This window comes from Ramlibacter tataouinensis, from assembly GCF_027941915.1.
Classification (GTDB): Bacteria; Pseudomonadota; Gammaproteobacteria; order Burkholderiales; family Burkholderiaceae_C; genus Ramlibacter; species Ramlibacter tataouinensis_C.
The window spans coordinates 2,405,815-2,426,347 of sequence record NZ_CP116009.1; the positions used below are offsets into that span (position 1 = coordinate 2,405,815).

Here is a 20,533-nt window from a genome sequence, read left to right on the forward strand (position 1 = left end):
GGTGTTCCTGCGTCGCGCCGCCCGGCCGCCCGAAGGCGCTCGCACCGCAGTGCGCAGCACGGAGGTGTTCCTGTGTCGCGCCGCCCGGCCGCTCAGGGTCACTGCCGATGGCGGGCGGCACCCGGCCGAGCCATGATCGCGCCCCCATGACGCCGGCCTCGTCCGCCACCCTGTCCACCTTCACCGCCAGCGACGGCGACAACCTCGCCCTGCACGACTGGCCGGTTCCCGAAGGCACGCCGCTGCGCGGCGTGGTCCTGCTGGTGCACGGGTTGGGCGAGCACGCCGGCCGCTACGAGGCGCTGGCGCAGCGCCTCAATGCCTGGGGCTTCGCGGTGCGCGGCTACGACCAGTATGGCCATGGCCAGTCCGGCGGCCCGCGCGGCGGCCTGCCGGGCGCGGGCCGGCTGGTGGACGACCTGGCCGAGATGGTGCACAGCGCCCGCACGCGCACCCCGGACGGGGTGCCGCTGATCCTGCTGGGTCACAGCATGGGCGGGCTGGTCGGGGCGCTGTATGCGGCCGCCCACCCGGCCTCGATCGATGCCCTGGTGCTGTCCTCGCCGGCGTTGGGAACCCGCGTGTCGGGGCCGCAGAAGCTGCTGCTGCGCACCCTGCCGCGCCTGGCGCCCGACCTGCGGGTGGGCAACGGATTGCAGACCCGCTGGCTGTCGCACGATCCCGCCGTCGAGCGCGCCTACCTGGCCGACCCGCTGGTGCATGACCGCATTGCGGCGCGGCTGGCCGGCTTCATCACCGAGGGCGGCCCGCGGGTGCTGGCGCAGGCCGCGCAGTGGAAGGTGCCGACCCTGCTGCTGTACGCGGGCCAGGACCGGCTGGTCGATCCGGCCGGCAGCCGCGCCTTCGCCGCTGCGGCGCCGCAGCCGGTGGTCCGCAGCCACTGCTTCGCGGACCTCTACCACGAGATCTTCAACGAGCAGGATGCGCAGCCGGTGTTCGACTGCCTGCAGCGCTGGCTGGACGAGCGCGCGCCGGTCGCCGTGGCGGCGCTCAAGTTGCCGCAAGCCGCCTAAGCGGCGCCGCCCGCCGGCGCGCGCCGTTCGCGCAGTGCCAGCCACGCCAGCGCGGCGGCGGTCAGCGCCAGCGGCAGCAGCGAACCCCAGTTCAGCAGCGCCCAGCCCGAGGTGGTGACCAGCACGCCGGAGGCCAGCGAACTCAATGCCAGCGTCGCCATCACGAAGAAGTTGAGCGCACCCTGCGCCTTGTCGCGCTCCTCGGGGCGGTAGGTCGACAGCGACAGCGTGGTACTGCCGGTGAACAGGAAATTCCAGCCCACGCCCAGCAGGAACAGCGCCACCAGGAACTGGTGCAGGTCGACCCCGGACAGGGCCACGGCGATGCAGGCCAGGTTCAGCAGCACCCCGGCGCCCATCACCGGCAGCGCGCCGAAATGCTTGATCAGGCTGCCGGTGAAGAAGCCCGGCGCGAACATGCCGATCACGTGCCACTGCAGCACCAGCGCGGCGTCGCCGAACGGCAGCCCGCACTGCTGCATGGCGATCGGGGTGGCGGCCATCAGCAGGTTCATCACGCCATAGCTCAGCGCGCCGGCGGCGGCCGCGACGATGAAGGCCGGCTGGCGCATCAGCTCGGAGAGCGGGCGGCCGGCTGCGACGCTGGCGCGGGCCGGCGCGGGCGGAAAGCGCAGCCGGGCCATCAGCGCCATCGACAGCAGCGCCACCCCCGCCAGCGCCAGGTAGGCGCCGGCGAACGGCACCGGCAGCAGGTCGCGCGTGCGCGCCGCCAGGTTGGGGCCGACCACCGCGCCCAGCAGGCCGCCGGCCATCACCAGCGACACCGCCTTCTCGCGCGCCGGCGCGTCCACCAGTTCGGCCGCGGCGAAGCGGTAGAGGCCGGCGTTGGCGTTGTAGTAGCCGGCCACCACGGTGGCGGCGCACAGCAGCCAGAAATCGCGGCTGAAGGCGGCCCAGGCGCACAGCAAGGCCGCCAGCAGCGCCACCAGCAGGCCGGCCTGGAACGAGGCCTGCCGGCCCCAGTGTTGCTGGGTGCGCGCGACCAGCCCGGTGGACAGCGCGCCGCCGACCACGTAGCCCATCACCGGCAGCGTCGCGAGCCAGCCGACCGGCGCCAGCGCCAGCCCGACCAGGCCGTTGATGGCGATGAAGGTGACGTTGTTGGTCAGGTACAGGCCCTGGCAGGCGGCCAGCAGCCACAGCGAACGGTTCATCGGGGGTCTCGCGGGGCCGGCCCGGCGTGCACGGCGAGGTAGGCGAGCGCAGCCAGCGGCGCCGTCTCGGCCCGCAGCACGCGCGGCCCGAGGGTGACCGGCTCGAAGCCGGCGGCGACGGCGGCGGCTTCCTCGCGCGGCGTAAGGCCGCCCTCGGGCCCGGACAGCAGCAGCAGCGGCATGCCGGCCGGCGGCGGCGCCAGCGGCGATGCCTGCGGCGACAGCGACAGCACGCGCAGCGCCATGCCGGCCGGCGGCTGCCAGCGCGCCAGTTCCGCCAGCGGGTGGATCGCCGGCGGCCGATTGCCGCCGCACTGCTCGCAGGCGGCCGCCGCGATCGCCTGCCAGTGCGCCTGCTTGCGGCCGGCGCGCTCGCCCGACAGCCGCAGCACGCTGCGCTCGGTCAACAGCGGCTGCAGGCTGGCCGCGCCCAGTTCGGCGGCCTTTTCCACCAGCCAGTCCATGCGCTCGTTGGCCGGCACGCCGGCGGCCAGGTGGACGCGGACGGCGGGCTCGCGCTCGATCGGGTGGTGCGAGCCCACCGCTACCTGCACATCGCTGCGCCCCATGCGCTCGATGCGCGCGTCCCACTCGCCGCCGGCGCCGTCGAACAGCGTGAGCGGGTCGCCCGGCTGCAGCCGCAGCACCTGCACGTGGCGGGCGGCGGCCGGCGGCAGCGCGAGCGAAGCGCCCTCGTGCAGGGGCCCGGGGCAATGCAGGCGCGGCATCAACGGGCGCCGGTCAGACCCGGCCGAAGGCGTAGCCGCTGGCGGCCTCGGTGCCCTCGACCTCGTCCACCAGCCGCAGCAGCGGCGCCAGCTCGCGGTAGCGGGCGGCGGTGGCGCGGATGTAGCCGATGAAGCGCGGCGTGTCGGCCAGGTACCGGGGCTTGCCGTCGCGCAGCGTCAGGCGGGCGAAGATGCCGGCCACCTTCAGGTGCCGCTGCAGGCCCATCCATTCCACCGCGCGGTAGAACTCGCCGAAGTCGCCGCCCACCGGCAGGCCGGCCTTGAGCGCCTTCTCCCAGTAGCGCACGGTGATGTCCAGCACGAATTCCTCGTCCCAGCTGAGGAAGGCGTCGCGCATCAGGCTGGCGATGTCGTAAGTGACCGGTCCGTGCACCGCATCCTGGAAATCCAGCACCCCCAGCCGCGCCTCGCCTTCGCCGGCGGGCAGCATCAGGTTGCGCGGCATGAAGTCGCGGTGCACATAGACCGCCGGCGCGGCCAGGTTCTGGCGGACGATCAGCGCGAACGTGGCGTCCAGCGTCTCGCGCAGCTTGCCTTCGACCGCAACGGCGCGGTGGCGCGCCAGGTACCAGTCCGGGAACAGCGCCAGCTCACGCGCCAGCAGCGCCTCGTCGTACGGCGGCAGCACGCCCGGGCGCGAGGCCAGCTGCCAGTCGATCAGGGCATCGATCGCCTGCAGGAACCAGGGCCGCGCGGCGTCGGGTTGTGCGGGATCGAGCACCTCGATCAGGGTGCGCCGGCCCAGGTCGTCCAGCAGCATGAAGCCATGCGGCTCGTCCCAGGCCAGCACGCGCGGCACGTGCAGGCCGGCATCGGCCATCAGCCGCGCCACGTGCACGAAGGCGCGGCAGTCCTCCTTGGCCGGCGGCGCGTCCATCACGATGCGGCTGCCGGCGGCGCCGTCCAGGCGCAGGTAGCGGCGGAAGCTGGCGTCGGCCGAGGCCGGCCGCAGGGTCGCGGGGTCCAGGCCGTGGGCCGGTGCGATCGACCCGAGCCATGCGTGGAAAGCCTGTTCGCGATGGGGATCGTCCCAGTGCACGGCAGCGGCCGCGCCGGCGCCCGGCGCCGGGGTGGAGTAAGGGTCGCTCATGGATAATCCATTCTACAAACGCCCCTGCGCCCGGCCCCGAGCTTGCTGCGCGGTTCCCGCCCGATCGCCGACACGCCTTTGAACCACCGGACCCCGCGCATGAACTTCAGGCTAGCGCCGCTTGCGCTGGCGGCGTTCGGGTTCCTGCATGGCGCGGCGTCCTGGGCCCAGGTTGCCGAAGCGCCCGCCGGCCCGGCCGCCCCGATGGACCTGAAGGCCTCGCCCATGCTGCGCGAGGCGATGCCCGACGCGGTGCGGCGCCAGTTGCCGACCTTCGTGTTCGGCGACCACATCAACGGCCGCCCCGACCTCGACACCACGGTCGAAGGCCACGCCGAGCTGCGCCGCGGCGACACCGTGATCAGGGCCGACCGGATGGAGTACTGGCAGCCGGACGACCTGGCCAAGGCGCGCGGCAACGTGCGCATCAACCGGGCCGGCAACGTGTTCGAGGGCCCCTACCTCGAGCTGAAGGTGGATGCCTTCGAAGGCTTCTTCACCCAGCCCGACTACCGGCTGCTGCGCAACGATGCCTACGGCCAGGCGTCGCGGGTGGATTTCCTGGACGAGCATCGTTCGGTCATCCGCGACGCCACCTACACCACCTGCCAGCGCGAGGACTATCCCGGCTGGATGCCGGCCTGGCTGCTGCGGGCCGGCAACATCCGCCTCGACCAGGAAGAGGAGGTCGGCTACGCCACCGACGCCCTGCTGACCTTCAAGCAGGTGCCGATCCTGCCGATCCCGCAACTGAGCTTTCCGCTGTCGGACAAGCGCAAGTCGGGCTTCCTGCCGCCGCTGATCGGCGTGGACAGCATCAATGGCCTGGAGTACCGGCAGCCGTACTACTGGAACATCGCGCCCAACCGCGACGCCACGTTCTACCCGACGCTCATGAGCAAGCGCGGCATCGACCTGGGCGCCGAGTTCCGCTACCTCGAGCCGCTGTACAGCGGCGAGCTGCAGGCCAACCTGATGCCCGGCGACCGGCTGCGCGACCGCACGCGCTGGGGCTACAAGCTGCGCCACGACAGCACGGTGCCGATCGGGCTGGGCCTGCGCGGCAGCAGCTACCTGTACATGAACCTCAACCGCGTCAGCGACGACGACTACTGGCGCGACTTCTCGCGCGCCACCGGTTCGCTGACGCAGCGCCTGCTGGCCAACGACGCGCTGCTGCAGTGGACCAGCGACAGCGGGCGCTGGCTGCTGTCCGCGCGCGCCCTGAAGTGGCAGACGCTGCAGGACGTCACGGCACCGATCACGCCGCCCTACGACCAGCTGCCGCAGCTGCTGGCGCGCTACACGCGGCAGGACCTGCCGCTCGGCCTGGAAGGCTGGGTCGAGGCCAACACCACCCGCTTCCAGTCGGTGTCGCGCCTGACCGGCCAGCCCAACGCGCAGCGCAGCTTCCTGCTCGGGCTGATCGAGCGGCCCTGGCAGGCGCCGGGCTGGTTCGTGGTCCCGCGCATGCAGTTGCACAGCACCCAGTACAACTTCGATGCGCCGCTGCGCGACGGCAGCCGCACGGCGGCCCGCACGCTGCCGATGTTCAGCCTGGACAGCGGGCTGGTGTTCGAGCGCCCGGCCAGCTACCTCGGCCGCCGTTTCCTGCAGACGCTGGAGCCGCGCGCCTTCTACGTCTACACGCCGTTTCGCGACCAGTCGCGCCTGCCCAACTACGACTCGGGCTTCAACGACTTCAACTTCGCGACCATCTACACCGAGAACTCGTTCGGCGGCAATGACCGCATCGCCGACAACAACCTGCTGACGGTGGGCGCGACCACCCGCCTGATCGACCCGGACACGGGCGCGGAGGCGGCCAAGTTCAGCGTCGCCCAGCGGCTGCGGTTCAAGGACCAGCGCGTCACCCTGCCGGGCGGCACGCCGGTGAGCGAGCGGCTGTCGGACATCCTGTTCGGCGCCACCCTGAACTGGGACCCGAAGTGGATGCTGGACACCACGGTCCAGTACAACCCCAAGACCCGCCAGTCGGAGCGCGTGACACTGGGCGGGCGCTACAACCCGGGCAACTACCGCATCGTCAGCGCGGCCTACCGGCTGCAGCGTGGGCAGTCCGAGCAGATCGACATCGGCTGGCAATGGCCGCTGAACGACCTGTGGGGCGATCGCGGCCAGGACCTGGGGCCGGGCCGCGGCCAGGGCGGCGGGCGCTGGTACTCGGTCGGCCGGCTGAACTTCAGCCTGAAGGACGGCCGCGTCGTCGATACCGTGCTCGGGCTGGAGTACGACGCCTGCTGCTGGATCGGCCGGGTCGTGCTGGAGCGGCTGCAAAGCAGCACCAACAGCGCCAGCAAGCGCATCATGTTCCAGCTCGAATTCGTCGGCTTCAGCCGGCTCGGATCGAACGCCCTGGGCACGCTGCGCCAGAATATCCCGCGCTACCAGCTGCTGCGCGACCGCGACGTCGCGGTGCCGCCCAGCCGCTTCACCAATTACGAGTGAGACCCATCGCCGCCATGACCTCCCGCGCCCTTGTCCTCGTGCTGGTCAGCGCCGTCGCGCTGTCTTTGCCCGCCGCCGCGCAATTGCGTGTGTCGCCCCAGATCGGCAGCGGCACCCCCCGGGCGCCGGCCGGCCCGCGTCCGGCCGACCACATCGTCGCGGTGGTCAACTCCGAGCCGATCACCAACAACGAAGTGCGCACGCGGCTGCTGCGCTTCGAGCAGCAGCTCGCCCAGCAGGGCGCCGCCATGCCGCCGCGCAACGAGCTGGCCAAGCTGGTGCTGGAGCGCCTGATCAGCGAGAAGGCGCAACTGCAGTTCGCGCGCGAGTCCGGGCTGCGCATCAGCGACGCGATGGTGGACCAGGCCGAGCAGAACTTCGCCCGCCAGAACGGGATGGACGTCGCCCAGCTGCACCGGCGACTGGCCGCCGAGGGGCTGGATCCCGCCGCCTTCCGCGAGGACTTGCGCAACCAGCTGCTGCTGACGCGACTGCGCGAGCGCGAGGTCGACCAGCGCGTCAAGGTCAGCGAGCAGGACATCGACCAGTTCCTGCGCGAGCAGGCCGGCGGCGCCGGTCCGGTCGAGCTGAACCTGGGCCACATCCTGGTGGCGCTGCCGGAGAACGCCGGCGAGCCGCAGGTCCGCGAGGCCCAGGCCAAGGCCCAGCGGGCGCACGAGCGGGCGCGCAGCGGCGAAGACTTCGGCAAGCTGGCACGGGAACTCTCGGACGCGCCCGACGCGGCGGCCGGTGGCCAGATGGGGCTGCGCAGCGCCGAGCGCTACCCGACGCTGTTCGTCGAGGCCGTGCAGTCGCTGCCGCAGGGCGGCGTCAGCGCGGTGCTGCGCTCGGGCGCCGGGTTCCACGTGCTCAAGGTGCTGGAGCGGCGCAAGGGCGGCCTGCCGGGCGCCGCCGTGACCCAGAACCACGCCCGCCACATCCTGCTGCGGCCCGGATCGCAGCTGAGCGAAGCACAGGCGCGCGACAAGCTGGCCGACTTCAAGCGGCGCATCCAGTCCGGGCAGGCCGACTTCGCCCAGCTGGCGCGCGAGCACTCGCAGGATGCCAGTGCCCAGCGGGGCGGCGACCTCGGCTGGTCAAGCCCCGGCATGTTCGTGCCCGAGTTCGAGGAAACGATCGACGGCCTCGCGCCGGGGCAGATCGCCGAGCCGCTGGTGTCGCGCTTCGGCGTGCACCTGGTGCAGTTGCTGGAACGCCGGGAGGCCAGGCTGACCGAGCGCGAGCAGCGCGAGATGGTGCGCAACGTGGTGCGCGAGAAGAAGCTCGACGAGGCCTACGAGCAATGGGCGCAGGAAGTGCGCGGCCGCGCCTGGGTGGACCTGCGCGAACCGCCGACCTGACGGCGCCTTTTCGGTTCCCGATCTTGGATCGCGCACACCACCGGCCCCGCAAGCGGTTCGGGCAGCACTTCCTGGCCGACCTGTCGGTCATCGATGCCATCGTGCGGGCGATCGCGCCGCGGCCCGGACAGGCGCTGGTGGAGATCGGCCCCGGGCTGGCGGCGCTGACGCAGCCGCTGGTCGAGCGGGCCGGCCGGCTGGCGGTGATCGAACTCGATCGCGACCTGGCAGCCCGGCTGCGCGCGCACCCGCAACTGGACGTGGTGGAAAGCGACGTGCTGCGGGTGGACTTCACGGCGCTGGCGGCCCGGCTCGGCGCGCCCCGGCTGCGGGTGGTCGGCAACCTGCCCTACAACATCTCCACCCCGATCCTGTTCCACCTGCTGGACCATGTGGCGGTGGTGCAGGACCAGCACTTCATGCTGCAAAAGGAGGTGGTGGACCGCATGGTGGCCGCACCGGCAACCGCCGATTACGGCCGCCTGTCGGTGATGCTGCAGTGGCGCTACGAGATGGAAGAGGTGCTGTTCGTGCCGCCGTCGGCGTTCGAGCCGCCGCCGCGGGTCGACAGCGCGGTGGTCCGCATGGTCCCCCGCCCTTCACCGGCGCCGGTCGATTCCGCCTTGCTGTCCGAACTGGTGCAGGTGGCCTTCAGCCAGCGCCGCAAGCTGCTGCGGCATACCCTGGGCAAGTGGCTGGAGCAGAGGCAGTTCGCGGGGAGCTTCGACCTTCAGCGTCGCGCCGAGGAAGTCCCGGTGCCCGAATTCATCGCGCTCGTCCAGGCCGTTGCGTAAGGGGCGCCGATGAAGAAAGGCCGGATCCACTCCGGCCTTCTTGCGCTGGCCACGCGGGGAACGCGCAGCCGCTGGTGCGTGATCAGGCTGCGGCGAGCCAGTAACCCGCGTTGAACGGGCTGCTCATGCGCAGCGCGAGGGGCGAGACGTCCACCAGCTTGTCGGTGGGCATCTTCTCGCCGTTGTCGGTGACGGTGGGCACCGCAGCATCGGTGCCCTGGGCCTCGTTCGCCCGTTCTGCTTGGCCAGCTTGTGCAGAACGGGCTACAGAAAAGAATAGAAGCACCGGAACGGTATCTTGCGGTCGCTCCAGTAGTCGGCGGTGTCGCGAAAGATGTCCAGCAGCTGCTCGCGCGCTTCCTTGTCGAACTTGGCGGTGGCCGGAATCTGCTCGAGCACCACGATGAAGCCGGGCTGCGGCCCCGACTTGTGCACCGGGTCGGTCATGCAGTCGTACAGGGCGTCGAAGTTCTTGCCGAAGTGCGCCGGCAGCATGAACTGCTGGGCGATCAGGTCCAGCACGTCCTGCTTGCTCTGGGCGGTGGCCAGGTTGGCATACAGGAAGTGCTGGCCGAGGGACTGCGCCGTCTCCTGCAGGTCCTGCACGCGGAATGCGCGGATCGACTGCACGATGTTGCTGCGCACGCCCTTCAGGGGTGTGTCTGCGATGTCGGGGCGAAGGGGTTTATCCATCTCCGCGTCTCTTTCCATGGCTGTCAAAAACAGGTCCCGCTTCATTTCAGGGCTCCACGATCTTGCGAAAACTGGCGTAGTGGTCAGCGGTGTAGTAACAAGCGTCCGGCAGCCGGGGCGGCCCGCCGCACACGATGCGCCGGGCCCCCCGGTCGCGCGATCCCGGCGTCTTGACGGTGTATTCGCGCCAATAGCCGCGCTTGTAGGCCGGCAGCAGGCGCTCGCGGTTGAAGAACACCGAGCCGTCCTTCGGGTACGGAAACGGTCCGCCCTGGCGGATCAGCTCGAACGTCTCGCGGCCCTGCCGCGGCAGTTCGGCCACCGAGACCGTGGTATCGGCCGGGCCCTGCAGGGCCCGGGCTGCCGCCGGCCCGGCTCCGGTGAGCACGGCTGCCAACAAGAAGCTAGTGAGTGCAAACTTGATAGCAACGGCGCGCGCCATGAGCAACAACGGACCTTCTGGGTGACCTTCGGACGCCATCCGGGCGCTGCCTCCGAGCCCGGCGGGCCCTCGGGGTTAACCCGGAAAACAAGCGCGCTAGTGTGAACCAAGCCGTCACAAAAGGCAAGCGGACTGCCCAATTTTTGAGCAGTCCGGGAAGGCTTTTGCCGAGCCGCTTGACGAATAGCTAAGTTTGCGCCCGCTATCCGCCGAAACCTTACCGGTCTGAGGCGTTGGCGTCGGTCACGGTCAGCGCCGTCATGTTGACGATGCGCCGCACGGTCGTGCTGGGTGTCAGGATCTGGATCGGCTTGGCAGCGCCGAGCAGCATCGGCCCGATGGCGATGTTGCCGCCGGCCGCCGTCTTGAGCAGGTTGTAGGCGATGTTGGCGGCGTCGATGTTGGGACACACCAGCAGGTTGGCGTCCCCGGCCAGGCTGTTGTGCGGCATCAGCCGGCCGCGCGCGTCGCCGTCCAGCGCCACGTCGCCGTGCATCTCGCCGTCCACTTCCAGCCACGGCGCCTGCTCGCGCAGCAGGGCCAGCGCCTCGCGCATCTTGACCGCGCTCGGCTGGTTGCTGGAGCCGAAGTTGGAGTGTGACAGCAGCGCGGCCTTGGGCTTGATGCCGAAGCGCATCATTTCCTCGGCCGCCATCACCGTGATCTCGGCCAGCTGGGCGGCGCTCGGGTCGTAGTTGACGTGGGTGTCCACCAGGAACACCTGGCGGGTCGGCAGCAGCAGCGCGTTCATGGCCGCGTAGGTGGCGGCGCCCTTGCGCCGGCCGATCACCTGGTCGATGTAGTGCAGGTGCAGGTCGGTGGTGCCCCAGGTGCCGCAGATCATGCCGTCCACCTGCTCCTTGTGCAGCAGCATCGAGCCGATCAGCGTCAGGCGCCGCCGCATCTCGATCTTGGCCATCTGCTGGGTCACGCCCTTGCGGTCGGTCATGCGGTGGTAGGTCTGCCAGAAGTCGCGGTAGCGGTCGTCCTGCTCGACGTTGACCACGTCGTAGTCGCGCCCCTGCGCCAGGCGCAGGCCGAACTTCTCGATGCGCTGGGCGATCACCGCCGGCCGGCCGATCAGCGTCGGCCGGGCGATGCCCTCGTCGGCCACGATCTGGGCCGCGCGCAGGACCCGCTCTTCCTCGCCTTCGCAGTACGCCACGCGCTTGCGCGTGGAGGCCTTGGCCGCCGCGAAGATCGGCTTCATGGTGGTGCCGGAGGCGTACACGAAGCTCTGCAGCTTCTCGCGGTAGGCGTCCATGTCGCGGATCGGGCGCAAGGCCACGCCGCTATCGGCCGCCGCCTGGGCCACCGCCGGCGCGATCTTCATCATCAGCCGCGGATCGAACGGCTTGGGGATCAGGTACTCGGGCCCGAACGCCAGCTTCTGGCCGGCATAGGCGGCCGCCACCACCTCGCTCTGCTCGGCCTGGGCAAGATCGGCGATGGCGTGCACCGCCGCGATCTCCATCTGGTCGGTGATGGTGGTCGCGCCGCAGTCCAGCGCACCCCGGAAGATGTAGGGGAAGCACAGGACGTTGTTGACCTGGTTGGGGTAGTCGGTGCGGCCGGTGGCCAGGATCGAATCGGGCCGCGCCGACTTGGCATCGTCGGGCAGGATCTCCGGGTGGGGATTGGCCAGGGCCAGGATCAGCGGGTCGCGCGCCATCTTGCGCACCATCTCCGGCTTGAGCACGTTGCCGGCCGACAGGCCCAGGAAGATGTCGGCGTCCTCGATCACCTCGGCCAGCGTGCGCGCCGACGTCGGCTGGGCGAACTGTGCCTTGTCGTCGTCCATCAGCTCGGTGCGGCCTTCGTACACCACGCCGGCCAGGTCGGTGGCGAAGATGTTCTGGCGCGGCAGCCCCAGCTTGAGCAGCAGGTTCAGGCAGGCCAGCGCCGCGGCGCCGGCGCCGGAGGTCACCAGCTTGACCTGCGACAGCTCCTTGCGGACCACCTTAAGGCCGTTGAGGATGGCGGCGCCGACCACGATGGCGGTGCCGTGCTGGTCGTCGTGGAACACCGGGATGCGCAGGCGCTCGCGCAGCTTGCGCTCGACGTAGAAACAGTCGGGCGCCTTGATGTCTTCCAGGTTGATGCCGCCGAAGGTGGGCTCCATGGCGGCGATCACCTCCACCAGCCGATCGGGGTCCTTCTCGTCGAGCTCGATATCGAAGACGTCGATGCCGGCGAACTTCTTGAACAGGACGCCCTTGCCTTCCATCACCGGCTTGGACGCCAGCGGGCCGATGTCGCCCAGTCCCAGCACCGCCGTGCCGTTGGTGACCACCCCCACCAGGTTGCCGCGCGCGGTGTAGCGGAACACCTCCGCCGGATCGCGCACGATCTCTTCGCAGGGCGCGGCGACGCCCGGCGAATAGGCCAGCGCCAGGTCGTGCTGGTTGATCAGTTGCTTGGTGGCGTGGATCGCGAGCTTGCCGGGGGTCGGATGCTCGTGGTACTCGAGGGCGGCCTGGCGCAACTCGGCGCGGCTGGCGTCCGCGTACTGCGATTCGATGGGGGGCATGCGGTTGTTCTCCTCTTGCGCGGTCGTCCCCTGCCCGCCGGGCGGGCATCAGGGGCGCGATTGTAGGCGGGCGCTACGTGGAAACCCCGGTACGGGTTCCTGCGTATGACGCGGCTCAGGCGCGCATCAGCGCTTCGATTTCATCCGGCCGAACCGGCACGTCGCGCGTGATCAGCTCGCAGCCGGCCTCGGTGACGATGGCGTCGTCCTCGATGCGGATGCCCAGGTGGTGGAAGCGCTCGGGCACGCCCTCGGCCGGCCGCACGTACAGGCCGGGCTCGATGGTGAGCACCATGCCGGGGCGCAGGATGCGGCTCGGGCGGTTCTTGATCACCTCGCCGGACAGCGGGTCCCTGCGTTCGCTCACCTGGCCGACCTCGGACGGCTCGACGTAGCTGCCGCAGTCGTGCACGTCCATGCCCAGCCAGTGGCCGGTGCGGTGCATGTAGAAGGCGAAGTAGGCGCGCTGCTCGATCACGTCGTCGACGCTGCCGACCCGGTCGCGATCGAGCAGGCCCAGGTCCAGCAGGCCCTGCGACAGCACCCGAACCGTGGCCTCGTGCGGGTCGTTGAAGCGCGCGCCGGCGCGGGTGGCGGCCACGGCGGCGTCCTGCGAGGCCAGCACCAGCTCGTACAGCGCGCGCTGCGGTCCGCTGAAGCGGCCGTCGGCCGGGAAGGTGCGGGTGATGTCGCTGGCGTAGCCGTCGAGCTCGCAGCCGGCGTCGATCAGCACCAGCTCGCCGGCGCGCACCGGGGTGTCGGCGGCGCGGTAGTGCAGCACGCAGGCATTGGCGCCGGCGGCGACGATGGAGCCATAGGCCGGAAACTGCGAGCCGGCCAGGCGGAACTCGTGCAGCAGCTCGGCGTCCAGGTGGTACTCGCGCACGTCGCGGCCCTCGCGCAGCATGCGGGCCGACAACTGCATGGCGCGCACGTGGCCGCGGGCGCTGATCTGCGCGGCGCGGCGCATGGTGTCCTGCTCGTGGGCGTCCTTGACCAGCCGCATCTCGTCGAGCACCGCGCACAGGTCGTCCTGCCGCTCGGGGCACAGCGCCCCGAAGCGCACCCGGGCGCGCACCCGGTTCAGCCAGCCGCCCACGCGCGCTTCCAGCCCGGGGTGGATCGCGAACGGGTACCAGACCGCCTCGCGGTTCTCCAGCAGCTGCGGCAGCGCCGACTCGAGTTCGTCGATCGAATGCGCGGCCTGCACCCCCAGCGCGTCGGGCGCCGCGGCGGGGCCGAGCCGGTAGCCATCCCAGATCTCGCGCTCCAGGTCCTTGGGCGCACAGAACAGCGTGCTGCGGCCATCACCCGTGATCACCAGGAACGCATTGGGCTCGGCGAAGCCGGTCAGGTAGAAGAAGTAGCTGTCGTGCCGGTACGGAAAGTCGCTGTCGCGGTTGCGCGGCCGCTCCGGCGCGGTCGGCACCAGCGCGATGCCATCGGGGCCGATGGCCCGGGCCACGCGTGCGCGGCGCTCGGCGTAAAGGGTGTTGTTCATGCTGCGTTGAGTAGGGCCAGCCGCTCGGGCGTGCCGACGTCGGTCCACTCGCCGTCGTACAGCTGCGCGCTAACCTGGCCATTGTCGGCGGCCTGCCGCAGCAACGGGGCGAGCGGGACTTTCTGCCCCTCGGGATTGCCCGCCGGCAGGCTGGCAAAGAAGGCCTTGCGGTACAGCCCGATGGTGGAAAAGGTGTGGCGGCCCTCGCGCGCGTTCGACAGCAGCCCGTCGGCCGTGATCGAGAAGTCGCCGGCGGGGTTGTGCGGCGGGTTGCGCACCAGGTACAGGTGGGCCAGGCGCGGGCCCTTGGCAAAGCGCTGCAGGGCCTCGGGCGCGAAGCGGAATCCCGGCACGTAGACGTCGCCGGCCACCACCCAGAACGCATCCTCCAGCAGCGGCAGGGCGCGGGCGATGCCGCCGGCGGTCTCCAGCGCACCGCCGAAGTCGACGCCTTCGCGCGACCAGGCCAGTTGCAGCGGGCCATGGCGCTCGCCGTAGTGGCGCTCCAGCCGCTCGCCCAGCCAGTCGGTGTTGATCACGGCCTGGCGGTAGCCGGCGCGCGCGAGCGCCGCCAGGTGCCAGCCGATCAGCGGCGTTCCGTGCACCCGCAGCAGCGGCTTGGGGCACAGGTCGGTCAGCGGCCGCATGCGCTCGCCGCGGCCGGCGGCCAGCACCATCACCGGTGCGCCCGTCACGCGCTCTCTCCGCGGTCGAGCGAACGCTGCTCGGTCCACTCCGGCTGGAAGCGTTGCACCAGCGCCTGCATCAGCTCGCGCGCCCGCACCGCGAGGTCGTCCTGCGCGTGCGTCAGGCAGACGTCCACCAGCACGCCGCGATCGCCCGGCGAGGTATGCAGCAGCACGTGCGAGCCCGGCAGCAGCAGCGCGGCGCTGGCGCCGCCGCCGGGGCCGGCGCACGACAGCTCGTGCTCGACCGCCAGGCCGACGGCTTCGGCCGCCTGGCGCGACCACTGGCCGAGCTGCCGGGGCTCGGTCAGCCAGCGCGCCTCGCAGCGGCATTGGTAGAGATCGGCGGTGAGGTGCAGGCCGCGCATGCGTGCGACTTTAGACCAAGGCACAGGCGAGCTGCCTGGCGGCAGCGGCGGCGGACCTCAACCGCTAAAATTCCGGGTTTCCCCCTAGCCGCGCCCATGTCACTCCACTCTGCTGTTTCCTCCCCGGTCCAAGCTGACGCCGGGGCGACGCTGGACGCTGTCCAGATGGCCAACGCAATCCGGGTCCTCTCGATGGACGCGGTCCAGCAGGCGAACTCGGGACATCCGGGCGCGCCCATGGGCATGGCCGACATCTCGGTGGCGCTGTGGCACCGGCACCTGAAGCACAACCCGGCCGACCCGCACTGGTTCGACCGCGATCGTTTCGTGCTGTCCAACGGCCACGGCTCGATGCTGGTCTACTCGCTGCTGCACCTGACCGGCTACGACCTGCCGCTGCAGGAGCTGAAGAACTTCCGCCAGCTGCACAGCAAGACCGCCGGCCACCCCGAGGTGGGCATCACGCCCGGCGTGGAGACCACCACCGGCCCGCTCGGCCAGGGCCTGACCAACGCGGTCGGCATGGCGCTGGCGGAGAAGCTGCTGGCGGCCGAATTCAACCGCGATGGCCACGTCGTCGTCGACCACTTCACCCACGTGTTCCTGGGCGACGGCTGCCTGATGGAGGGCATCAGCCACGAGGCCTGCGCGCTGGCCGGTGCCTGGAAGCTGAACAAGCTGGTGGCGATCTACGACGACAACGGCATCTCGATCGACGGCCAGGTCACGCCCTGGTTCATCGACGACACGCCGGCGCGCTTCCGTGCCTACGGCTGGAACGTGGTGGGCCCGATCGACGGCCATGACATCGATGCGGTGGACCGCGCCATCGCCGACGCCCGCCAGGGCGTGGGCGGCAGCGCCGAGCGGCCGACGCTGATCGTGGCCAAGACCCAGATCGGCAAGGGCAGCCCGAACCGCGTCAACACCGCCAAGGCGCACGGCGAGGCGCTCGGGCTGGAGGAAGTCCAGCTCACCCGCGAGGCGCTGGGCTGGCCGCACGATCCGTTCGTGGTGCCGCAGCCGGTGTATGACGCCTGGGACGCCAAGGCCCGCGGCGCGGCCGCGCAGGCCGAGTGGGAAGCGCGCTTCGCCGCTTACCGGGCGGCCTACCCGGAGGCGGCAGCCGACTTCCAGCGCCGCATGAAGGGCGAGCTGCCGCGCCACTTCGCCCAGGTGGCGGTCGATGCGGCGGTGGCGGCCCACGCCAAGGCCGAGACGGTGGCGTCGCGCAAGGCCTCGCAGCTGGCGCTGGAGGCGTTCACCGCCGCGCTGCCCGAGCTGCTGGGCGGCAGCGCCGACCTGACCGGCTCCAACCTGACCAACACCAAGAGCACGCCGCCGCTGCGCTTCGACGTCGCCGGCAACGTCAAGCGCGACGAGCTGGGCCGCATCGGCCGCCACATCAACTACGGCGTGCGCGAGTTCGGCATGGCGGCCGTGATGAACGGCGTCGCCCTGCACGGCGGCTACATCCCCTACGGCGGCACCTTCCTGACCTTCAGCGACTACAGCCGCAACGCGATCCGCATGGCGGCGCTGATGAAGCAGCGGGTGGTGCACGTGTTCACCCACGACTCGATCGGGCTGGGCGAGGACGGCCCGACCCACCAGTCGGTCGAGCACGCCGCCAGCCTGCGCCTGATCCCCAACCTGGACGTCTGGCGCCCGTGCGACACGGCCGAGACGGTGGTGTCGTGGGCGGTGGCGCTGCAGAACATGAGCCGGCCGACGGCGCTGCTGCTGTCGCGGCAGAACCTGCCGTACGCGCCCAAGGCCGGGCTGGAAGACATCAGCAAGGGCGGCTACGTGCTGGCCGAGCCGACCGAGGTCGGCCTGGCGCGGGCGCAGGCCGTGATCATCGCCACCGGCTCGGAGGTGCAACTGGCGCTGAAGGCGCAGGAGCTGCTGGCGCACGATGGCATCGGGGTGCGCGTGGTCTCCATGCCCAGCACCACCACCTTCGACCGCCAGAGCGCCGCCTACAAGCAGGAGGTGCTGCCGCGGGCGCTGCCGCGCATCGCGGTGGAAGCCGGCGTGACCGACTTCTGGTGGAAGTACGGCTGCGCCGCCGTGGTCGGCATCGACAGCTACGGCGAATCGGCGCCGGCGAACGTGCTGTTCAAGCACTTCGGCTTCACCCCGGAGAACGTGGCCGACACGGTCCGGGTGGCGCTGGGCCGCTGACGCGCGCAAGGATCGACAACACCGGCTGCCGCCGAGGAGGAGACTGCGATGAAGAACAACACCCGGCTTCTGGCCACCTGGGCCCGGCGCACCGTCCCTGTGCTGCTGCTGGCCGCGAGCGGCCTGGCGTCGGCCCAGCTGATCAGCGCAATCCAGGTGGCGCCGGCGGCAGCCAAACCCGGCGAGGCCGTCACCGTGACCGTCCAGCTCGACGTGATGTCGGGCACCAACTGTGGCGTGCGCATGCACTGGGGCGACGGCAGCACCACCGACCACAAGATCAACCAGGCCAAGGACGTGCCGCTGGTGGTGCAGCGCAGTTGGCCGCGCGCCGGCAGCTACACGGTCAAGGCCGAGGGCAAGACGCTGGGGATGCTGCCCAAGTGCGGCGGCTCCAACCGCGAAGTGCTGGTGACCGTGAGCGCGCCGGCGGTGGCCACTGGCGGCAATGCCCCGACCGGGGCAGGGCCCTGCCCGGCCGGCTGGAAGCTCGGCAAGGGTGGCGTGAGCAAGAATGGAGCCTTCACGTGCACCGCCAAGGCCGGTACCGCACTGCCGGCCGAGCGGCCGTCGTGCCAGGGCGAGCTGACCTACTTCGAGAACGGCAGGCGCGGCCAGCTGGGCTGCCGCCTGTAACGCATTTCCTCATCATCCGGAGAGAGCAAAGATGACCATCAAGATCGGGATCAACGGTTTCGGCCGCATCGGGCGCATGGTGTTCCGTGCCGCGGTGCAGAACTTCAACGACATCGAGGTCGTCGGCATCAACGACCTGCTCGAGCCCGACTACCTGGCCTACATGCTGCAGTACGACAGCGTGCACGGCCGCTTCAAGGGCGAGGTGGCGGTGGACGGCAACACCCTGGTGGTCAACGGCAAGCGCATCCGCCTGACCGCGGCCAAGGATCCGGCCGAGCTGAACTGGGGCGCCGTCGGCGCCGAGGTGGTGGTCGAGTCGACCGGCATCTTCCTGACCAAGGAAGGCGCCCAGAAGCACATCAACGCCGGCGCGAAGAAGGTGATCATGTCGGCGCCGTCCAAGGACGACACGCCGATGTTCGTGTTCGGCGTCAACGACAAGACCTACCAGGGCGAGGCGATCATCTCCAACGCGTCCTGCACCACCAACTGCCTGGCCCCGGTGGCCAAGGTGCTGAACGACAAGTGGGGCATCAAGCGCGGCCTGATGACCACGGTGCACGCCGCCACCGCCACCCAGAAGACGGTGGACGGCCCGAGCAACAAGGACTGGCGCGGCGGCCGCGGCATCCTGGAGAACATCATCCCGTCCTCCACCGGCGCGGCCAAGGCGGTGGGCGTGGTGATCCCCGAGCTGAACAAGAAGCTGACCGGCATGTCGTTCCGGGTGCCGACCTCCGACGTGTCGGTGGTCGACCTGACCGTGGAGCTGAGCAAGGAAGCCAGCTACAAGGAGATCTGCGCCGAGATGAAGGCGCAGAGCGAAGGCCCGCTCAAGGGCATCCTGGGCTACACCGAGGACAAGGTGGTGGCCACCGACTTCCGCGGCGACGCGCGCACCTCGATCTTCGACGCCGACGCCGGCATCGCGCTGGACGGCACCTTCATCAAGGTGGTCAGCTGGTACGACAACGAGTGGGGCTACTCCAACAAGGTGCTGGAGATGGTGCGGGTGGTGGCCGCCCGCTGATCGCTCGTCAGAACGGATGAAGGACGCGCCCGCCCGGGCGCGTTTTTCGTTCCGGCGCGGCCTATCGTGCCGCTCCGCCCGCCCGGTGCGCGGGCCGGCGAGGGGCGGCATGGACGATCCGGCATTCCGGCAATGGCTCACCCGCAGGAGCTGGGCCCTGAGCGTTCGCTACTGCAAGGTGGTGGCGCTGCTGCTGCCGCCGGCGGCGCTGGTGACCGACGTGCCGCTGCTGCGCGCCAACGGGGTGGCGGGCATCGAATGGCTGCTCGCCTGGCAGCTGGCCGCCGAACTGGTCTGCCTGGTTCTGGTCGCGGCCGACCGCTGGTGGCCCGCACTGCGCGGCCGCGAGGCATCGCTGTATGCCTTCTGCACGTTGTTCATCGCCCTGTGCACCTGGATCGGCATGGCCGACGGCGGGCTGCGCGGCGACTTCGCCATCTATGCGGCCGGCATGACGTTCGGCGCGGCGGTGGCCGCCACGCCGCGGCCGATCCGCCAGCCGCTGTATGCCGCCAGCCTGTTCGCCATCGCGGTGCCGGTGTGGCTGCGCGAGGCTGGCGACGGCGCCCGGGTGGCGGCCGGACTGGTCAACCCGTTCTGCGTGGTGATGCTGTGCCTGTGGCTGGACCGCTTCACCTGGTCGCGCGACCGCGCGCTCTATCTCGAGACGCAGCGCGCCGAAGCCGAGCGCGCCCGCGCCGACGAGGTGCTGCACAACGTGCTGCCGCCGGCGGTGGCCGAGGAGATCAAGCACGCCGGCCGGGTGCAGGCGCGCAAGTTCGACAACCTGGGCGTGCTGTTCGCCGACATCGCGGGCTTCACCAGCTTCTCGAGCCGGTTGCCGCCGGACGCGCTGGTGCTGGTGCTGGACGAGATCTTTTCGTCATTCGACGCCCTGGTGCAGCGGCATGGCGTCGAGAAGATCAAGACCATCGGCGACGCCTACATGGTGGTCTCGCACGCCGGCGTGCCGGCCCTGTGCCGGCTGGCGCTGGACCTGCGGGCTGCACTGGAGCACTACAACCATGCGAACGGCACCGCCATGGCCATGCGCATCGGCATCCATGCCGGCCCCGCCGTGGGCGGGGTGCTGGGTGCCCGCCGCTTCCTCTATGACGTGTGGGGCGACACGGTCAACGTGGCCAGCCGGCTCGAGTCGGCCGGCCGGGCGGGCAGCATCCAGGTCAGCGAAGCGGTGGTGCGGCAGGCGGGCGCGGACTTCGCCTTCACCGCCCGCGGGCTGGTTGAACTGCAGGGGCGCGGCCGGGTGCTCACCTACTGGCTGCTGGGCCCGGCGCGGCCGGACAAGCTGGCGCCGGCCGCCTGGGCCGAGGCGGCATGACGGCGTTGGCGCCGCAGGCGCCAGGGCGCCGCCATCGGTCGCCATTCGCGCGGCACTCCCTTGACCTTGCCAGGATGGCAAGGTTTCCAATCGTGCGCATGAACACCTCTACCGCTTACCGCCGACTCATCGATCGACTGGACCGCAACGCTCCGCCCGAGGAGCAGTGGCGCCTGCTGATGGCCGCCCACGTGGCCGGCCAGCTCGTGCTGCGCCTGCACTGGGACAGCCACTGCCGCATGCTGGCACTGGCCTGGCGCCAGCGCGACATCGGCGAGGTGGCCGGCCAGCTGCTGCGCCTGGCGCTGGTGCCCGTCGGCCATGCGCTGCAGCGCCTGCCGGCGGGCAACGTGGGCCGGGCGACCGTGAACGCGTTCCGGCCGATGCAGCCGCCGCCCGAGGTGGCGGCGCTGCTGCGCTGGGCCCGGGGCGCGGACTGAAGG

Annotated in this window: 18 protein-coding genes; 9 read left to right on the plus strand and 9 right to left on the minus strand. The window is 70.8% G+C overall.

The features are described 5' to 3' along the window. The first annotated feature begins 146 nt into the window (after positions 1-146). A complete protein-coding gene (locus PE066_RS11315; RefSeq protein ID WP_271232644.1) occupies positions 147-1,034 on the plus strand; it encodes an alpha/beta hydrolase in 888 nt (295 codons plus the stop codon). Here PE066_RS11315 and PE066_RS11320 read toward each other — a convergent pair. Genes PE066_RS11320 through PE066_RS11330 form a run of 3 tightly spaced genes read right to left on the minus strand, consistent with a single transcriptional unit; the run spans position 1,031 to position 4,048 of the window. Beyond that, positions 1,031-2,209: an MFS transporter gene (locus tag PE066_RS11320; protein WP_271232645.1), complete on the minus strand. Its 1,179-nt coding sequence runs from the start codon at positions 2,207-2,209 to the stop codon at positions 1,031-1,033. The two genes, PE066_RS11315 and PE066_RS11320, sit on opposite strands and share 4 nt — an antisense overlap. After that, positions 2,206-2,937 (minus strand): 16S rRNA (uracil(1498)-N(3))-methyltransferase, encoded by a 732-nt coding sequence (locus PE066_RS11325; RefSeq protein WP_271232646.1) that lies wholly within the window; start codon positions 2,935-2,937, stop codon positions 2,206-2,208. The genes PE066_RS11320 and PE066_RS11325 overlap by 4 nt, the downstream gene beginning before the upstream one ends. A gap of 13 nt (positions 2,938-2,950) precedes the next feature. Continuing rightward, the gene (locus PE066_RS11330) at positions 2,951-4,048 is read right to left on the minus strand and encodes an aminoglycoside phosphotransferase family protein (RefSeq protein WP_271232647.1); all 1,098 of its coding nucleotides are present in this window, start codon (positions 4,046-4,048) and stop codon (positions 2,951-2,953) included. A gap of 99 nt (positions 4,049-4,147) precedes the next feature. Here PE066_RS11330 and PE066_RS11335 point away from each other — a divergent pair, with 99 nt between their 5' ends. Genes PE066_RS11335 through rsmA form a run of 3 tightly spaced genes read left to right on the plus strand, consistent with a single transcriptional unit; the run spans position 4,148 to position 8,672 of the window. Continuing rightward, a complete protein-coding gene (locus PE066_RS11335) occupies positions 4,148-6,517 on the plus strand; it encodes an LPS-assembly protein LptD (protein ID WP_271232648.1) in 2,370 nt (789 codons plus the stop codon). Between the two features lie 14 nt (positions 6,518-6,531). Next, on the plus strand, positions 6,532-7,878 hold the full coding sequence (locus tag PE066_RS11340) for a peptidylprolyl isomerase (protein ID WP_271232649.1): 1,347 nt from the start codon (positions 6,532-6,534) through the stop codon (positions 7,876-7,878). 23 nt (positions 7,879-7,901) lie between these two features. Further along, positions 7,902-8,672 carry a 16S rRNA (adenine(1518)-N(6)/adenine(1519)-N(6))-dimethyltransferase RsmA gene (rsmA, locus tag PE066_RS11345; RefSeq protein WP_271232650.1) on the plus strand — a complete coding sequence of 257 codons (771 nt, stop codon included), beginning with the start codon at positions 7,902-7,904 and terminating at the stop codon, positions 8,670-8,672. Between the two features lie 264 nt (positions 8,673-8,936). Here rsmA and PE066_RS11350 read toward each other — a convergent pair whose 3' ends face one another. The 6 genes from PE066_RS11350 to PE066_RS11375 form a co-directional block, all read right to left on the minus strand. Beyond that, on the minus strand, positions 8,937-9,365 hold the full coding sequence (locus PE066_RS11350; protein WP_271232651.1) for a barstar family protein: 429 nt from the start codon (positions 9,363-9,365) through the stop codon (positions 8,937-8,939). Between the two features lie 46 nt (positions 9,366-9,411). Next, positions 9,412-9,807: a ribonuclease gene (locus tag PE066_RS11355; RefSeq protein WP_271232652.1), complete on the minus strand. Its 396-nt coding sequence runs from the start codon at positions 9,805-9,807 to the stop codon at positions 9,412-9,414. A 217-nt stretch (positions 9,808-10,024) separates the two neighbouring features. Continuing rightward, positions 10,025-12,337 carry an NADP-dependent malic enzyme gene (locus PE066_RS11360; protein ID WP_271232653.1) on the minus strand — a complete coding sequence of 771 codons (2,313 nt, stop codon included), beginning with the start codon at positions 12,335-12,337 and terminating at the stop codon, positions 10,025-10,027. Between the two features lie 115 nt (positions 12,338-12,452). Further along, positions 12,453-13,838, minus strand: a complete 1,386-nt coding sequence (locus tag PE066_RS11365) for an aminopeptidase P N-terminal domain-containing protein (RefSeq protein WP_271232654.1) — start codon at positions 13,836-13,838, stop codon at positions 12,453-12,455. Beyond that, positions 13,835-14,515: a nucleotidyltransferase family protein gene (locus tag PE066_RS11370; RefSeq protein ID WP_271236561.1), complete on the minus strand. Its 681-nt coding sequence runs from the start codon at positions 14,513-14,515 to the stop codon at positions 13,835-13,837. The genes PE066_RS11365 and PE066_RS11370 overlap by 4 nt, the downstream gene beginning before the upstream one ends. Positions 14,516-14,529: 14 nt before the next feature. Beyond that, positions 14,530-14,892, minus strand: coding sequence for an S-adenosylmethionine decarboxylase (locus PE066_RS11375; RefSeq protein ID WP_271232655.1), 363 nt, complete (start codon positions 14,890-14,892; stop codon positions 14,530-14,532). 96 nt (positions 14,893-14,988) lie between these two features. Between PE066_RS11375 and tkt the strand changes: the two genes are divergently transcribed. The 5 genes from tkt (at position 14,989) to PE066_RS11400 (ending at position 20,530) form a co-directional block, all read left to right on the plus strand. Next, positions 14,989-17,079 (plus strand): transketolase, encoded by a 2,091-nt coding sequence (tkt, locus tag PE066_RS11380; protein WP_440480528.1) that lies wholly within the window; start codon positions 14,989-14,991, stop codon positions 17,077-17,079. Positions 17,080-17,127: 48 nt separating this feature from the next. Further along, positions 17,128-17,715: a hypothetical protein gene (locus PE066_RS11385; RefSeq protein ID WP_271232657.1), complete on the plus strand. Its 588-nt coding sequence runs from the start codon at positions 17,128-17,130 to the stop codon at positions 17,713-17,715. A 31-nt stretch (positions 17,716-17,746) separates the two neighbouring features. Beyond that, entirely contained in the window at positions 17,747-18,748 is a 1,002-nt protein-coding gene (gap, locus tag PE066_RS11390; RefSeq protein WP_271232658.1) for a type I glyceraldehyde-3-phosphate dehydrogenase, read from the plus strand. Positions 18,749-18,857: 109 nt separating this feature from the next. Continuing rightward, positions 18,858-20,090, plus strand: a complete 1,233-nt coding sequence (locus PE066_RS11395; protein WP_271232659.1) for an adenylate/guanylate cyclase domain-containing protein — start codon at positions 18,858-18,860, stop codon at positions 20,088-20,090. Positions 20,091-20,188: 98 nt separating this feature from the next. Continuing rightward, a complete protein-coding gene (locus PE066_RS11400) occupies positions 20,189-20,530 on the plus strand; it encodes a DUF3703 domain-containing protein (protein ID WP_271232660.1) in 342 nt (113 codons plus the stop codon). The last annotated feature ends 3 nt before the right edge of the window (positions 20,531-20,533 follow it).

What these genes read in the sequence shown, in the direction of transcription:
- PE066_RS11315 (WP_271232644.1), top strand. Translation starts at nt 147, where the DNA reads ATGACGCCGGCCTCGTCCGCCACCCTGTCCACCTTCACCGCCAGCGAC.
- PE066_RS11320 (WP_271232645.1), bottom strand. Translation starts at nt 2,209, where the DNA reads ATGAACCGTTCGCTGTGGCTGCTGGCCGCCTGCCAGGGCCTGTACCTG.
- PE066_RS11325 (WP_271232646.1), bottom strand. Translation starts at nt 2,937, where the DNA reads ATGCCGCGCCTGCATTGCCCCGGGCCCCTGCACGAGGGCGCTTCGCTC.
- PE066_RS11330 (WP_271232647.1), bottom strand. Translation starts at nt 4,048, where the DNA reads ATGAGCGACCCTTACTCCACCCCGGCGCCGGGCGCCGGCGCGGCCGCT.
- PE066_RS11335 (WP_271232648.1), top strand. Translation starts at nt 4,148, where the DNA reads ATGAACTTCAGGCTAGCGCCGCTTGCGCTGGCGGCGTTCGGGTTCCTG.
- PE066_RS11340 (WP_271232649.1), top strand. Translation starts at nt 6,532, where the DNA reads ATGACCTCCCGCGCCCTTGTCCTCGTGCTGGTCAGCGCCGTCGCGCTG.
- PE066_RS11350 (WP_271232651.1), bottom strand. Translation starts at nt 9,365, where the DNA reads ATGGATAAACCCCTTCGCCCCGACATCGCAGACACACCCCTGAAGGGC.
- PE066_RS11355 (WP_271232652.1), bottom strand. Translation starts at nt 9,807, where the DNA reads ATGGCGCGCGCCGTTGCTATCAAGTTTGCACTCACTAGCTTCTTGTTG.
- PE066_RS11360 (WP_271232653.1), bottom strand. Translation starts at nt 12,337, where the DNA reads ATGCCCCCCATCGAATCGCAGTACGCGGACGCCAGCCGCGCCGAGTTG.
- PE066_RS11365 (WP_271232654.1), bottom strand. Translation starts at nt 13,838, where the DNA reads ATGAACAACACCCTTTACGCCGAGCGCCGCGCACGCGTGGCCCGGGCC.
- PE066_RS11370 (WP_271236561.1), bottom strand. Translation starts at nt 14,515, where the DNA reads ATGGTGCTGGCCGCCGGCCGCGGCGAGCGCATGCGGCCGCTGACCGAC.
- PE066_RS11375 (WP_271232655.1), bottom strand. Translation starts at nt 14,892, where the DNA reads ATGCGCGGCCTGCACCTCACCGCCGATCTCTACCAATGCCGCTGCGAG.
- tkt (WP_440480528.1), top strand. Translation starts at nt 14,989, where the DNA reads ATGTCACTCCACTCTGCTGTTTCCTCCCCGGTCCAAGCTGACGCCGGG.
- PE066_RS11385 (WP_271232657.1), top strand. Translation starts at nt 17,128, where the DNA reads ATGAAGAACAACACCCGGCTTCTGGCCACCTGGGCCCGGCGCACCGTC.
- gap (WP_271232658.1), top strand. Translation starts at nt 17,747, where the DNA reads ATGACCATCAAGATCGGGATCAACGGTTTCGGCCGCATCGGGCGCATG.
- PE066_RS11395 (WP_271232659.1), top strand. Translation starts at nt 18,858, where the DNA reads ATGGACGATCCGGCATTCCGGCAATGGCTCACCCGCAGGAGCTGGGCC.
- PE066_RS11400 (WP_271232660.1), top strand. Translation starts at nt 20,189, where the DNA reads ATGAACACCTCTACCGCTTACCGCCGACTCATCGATCGACTGGACCGC.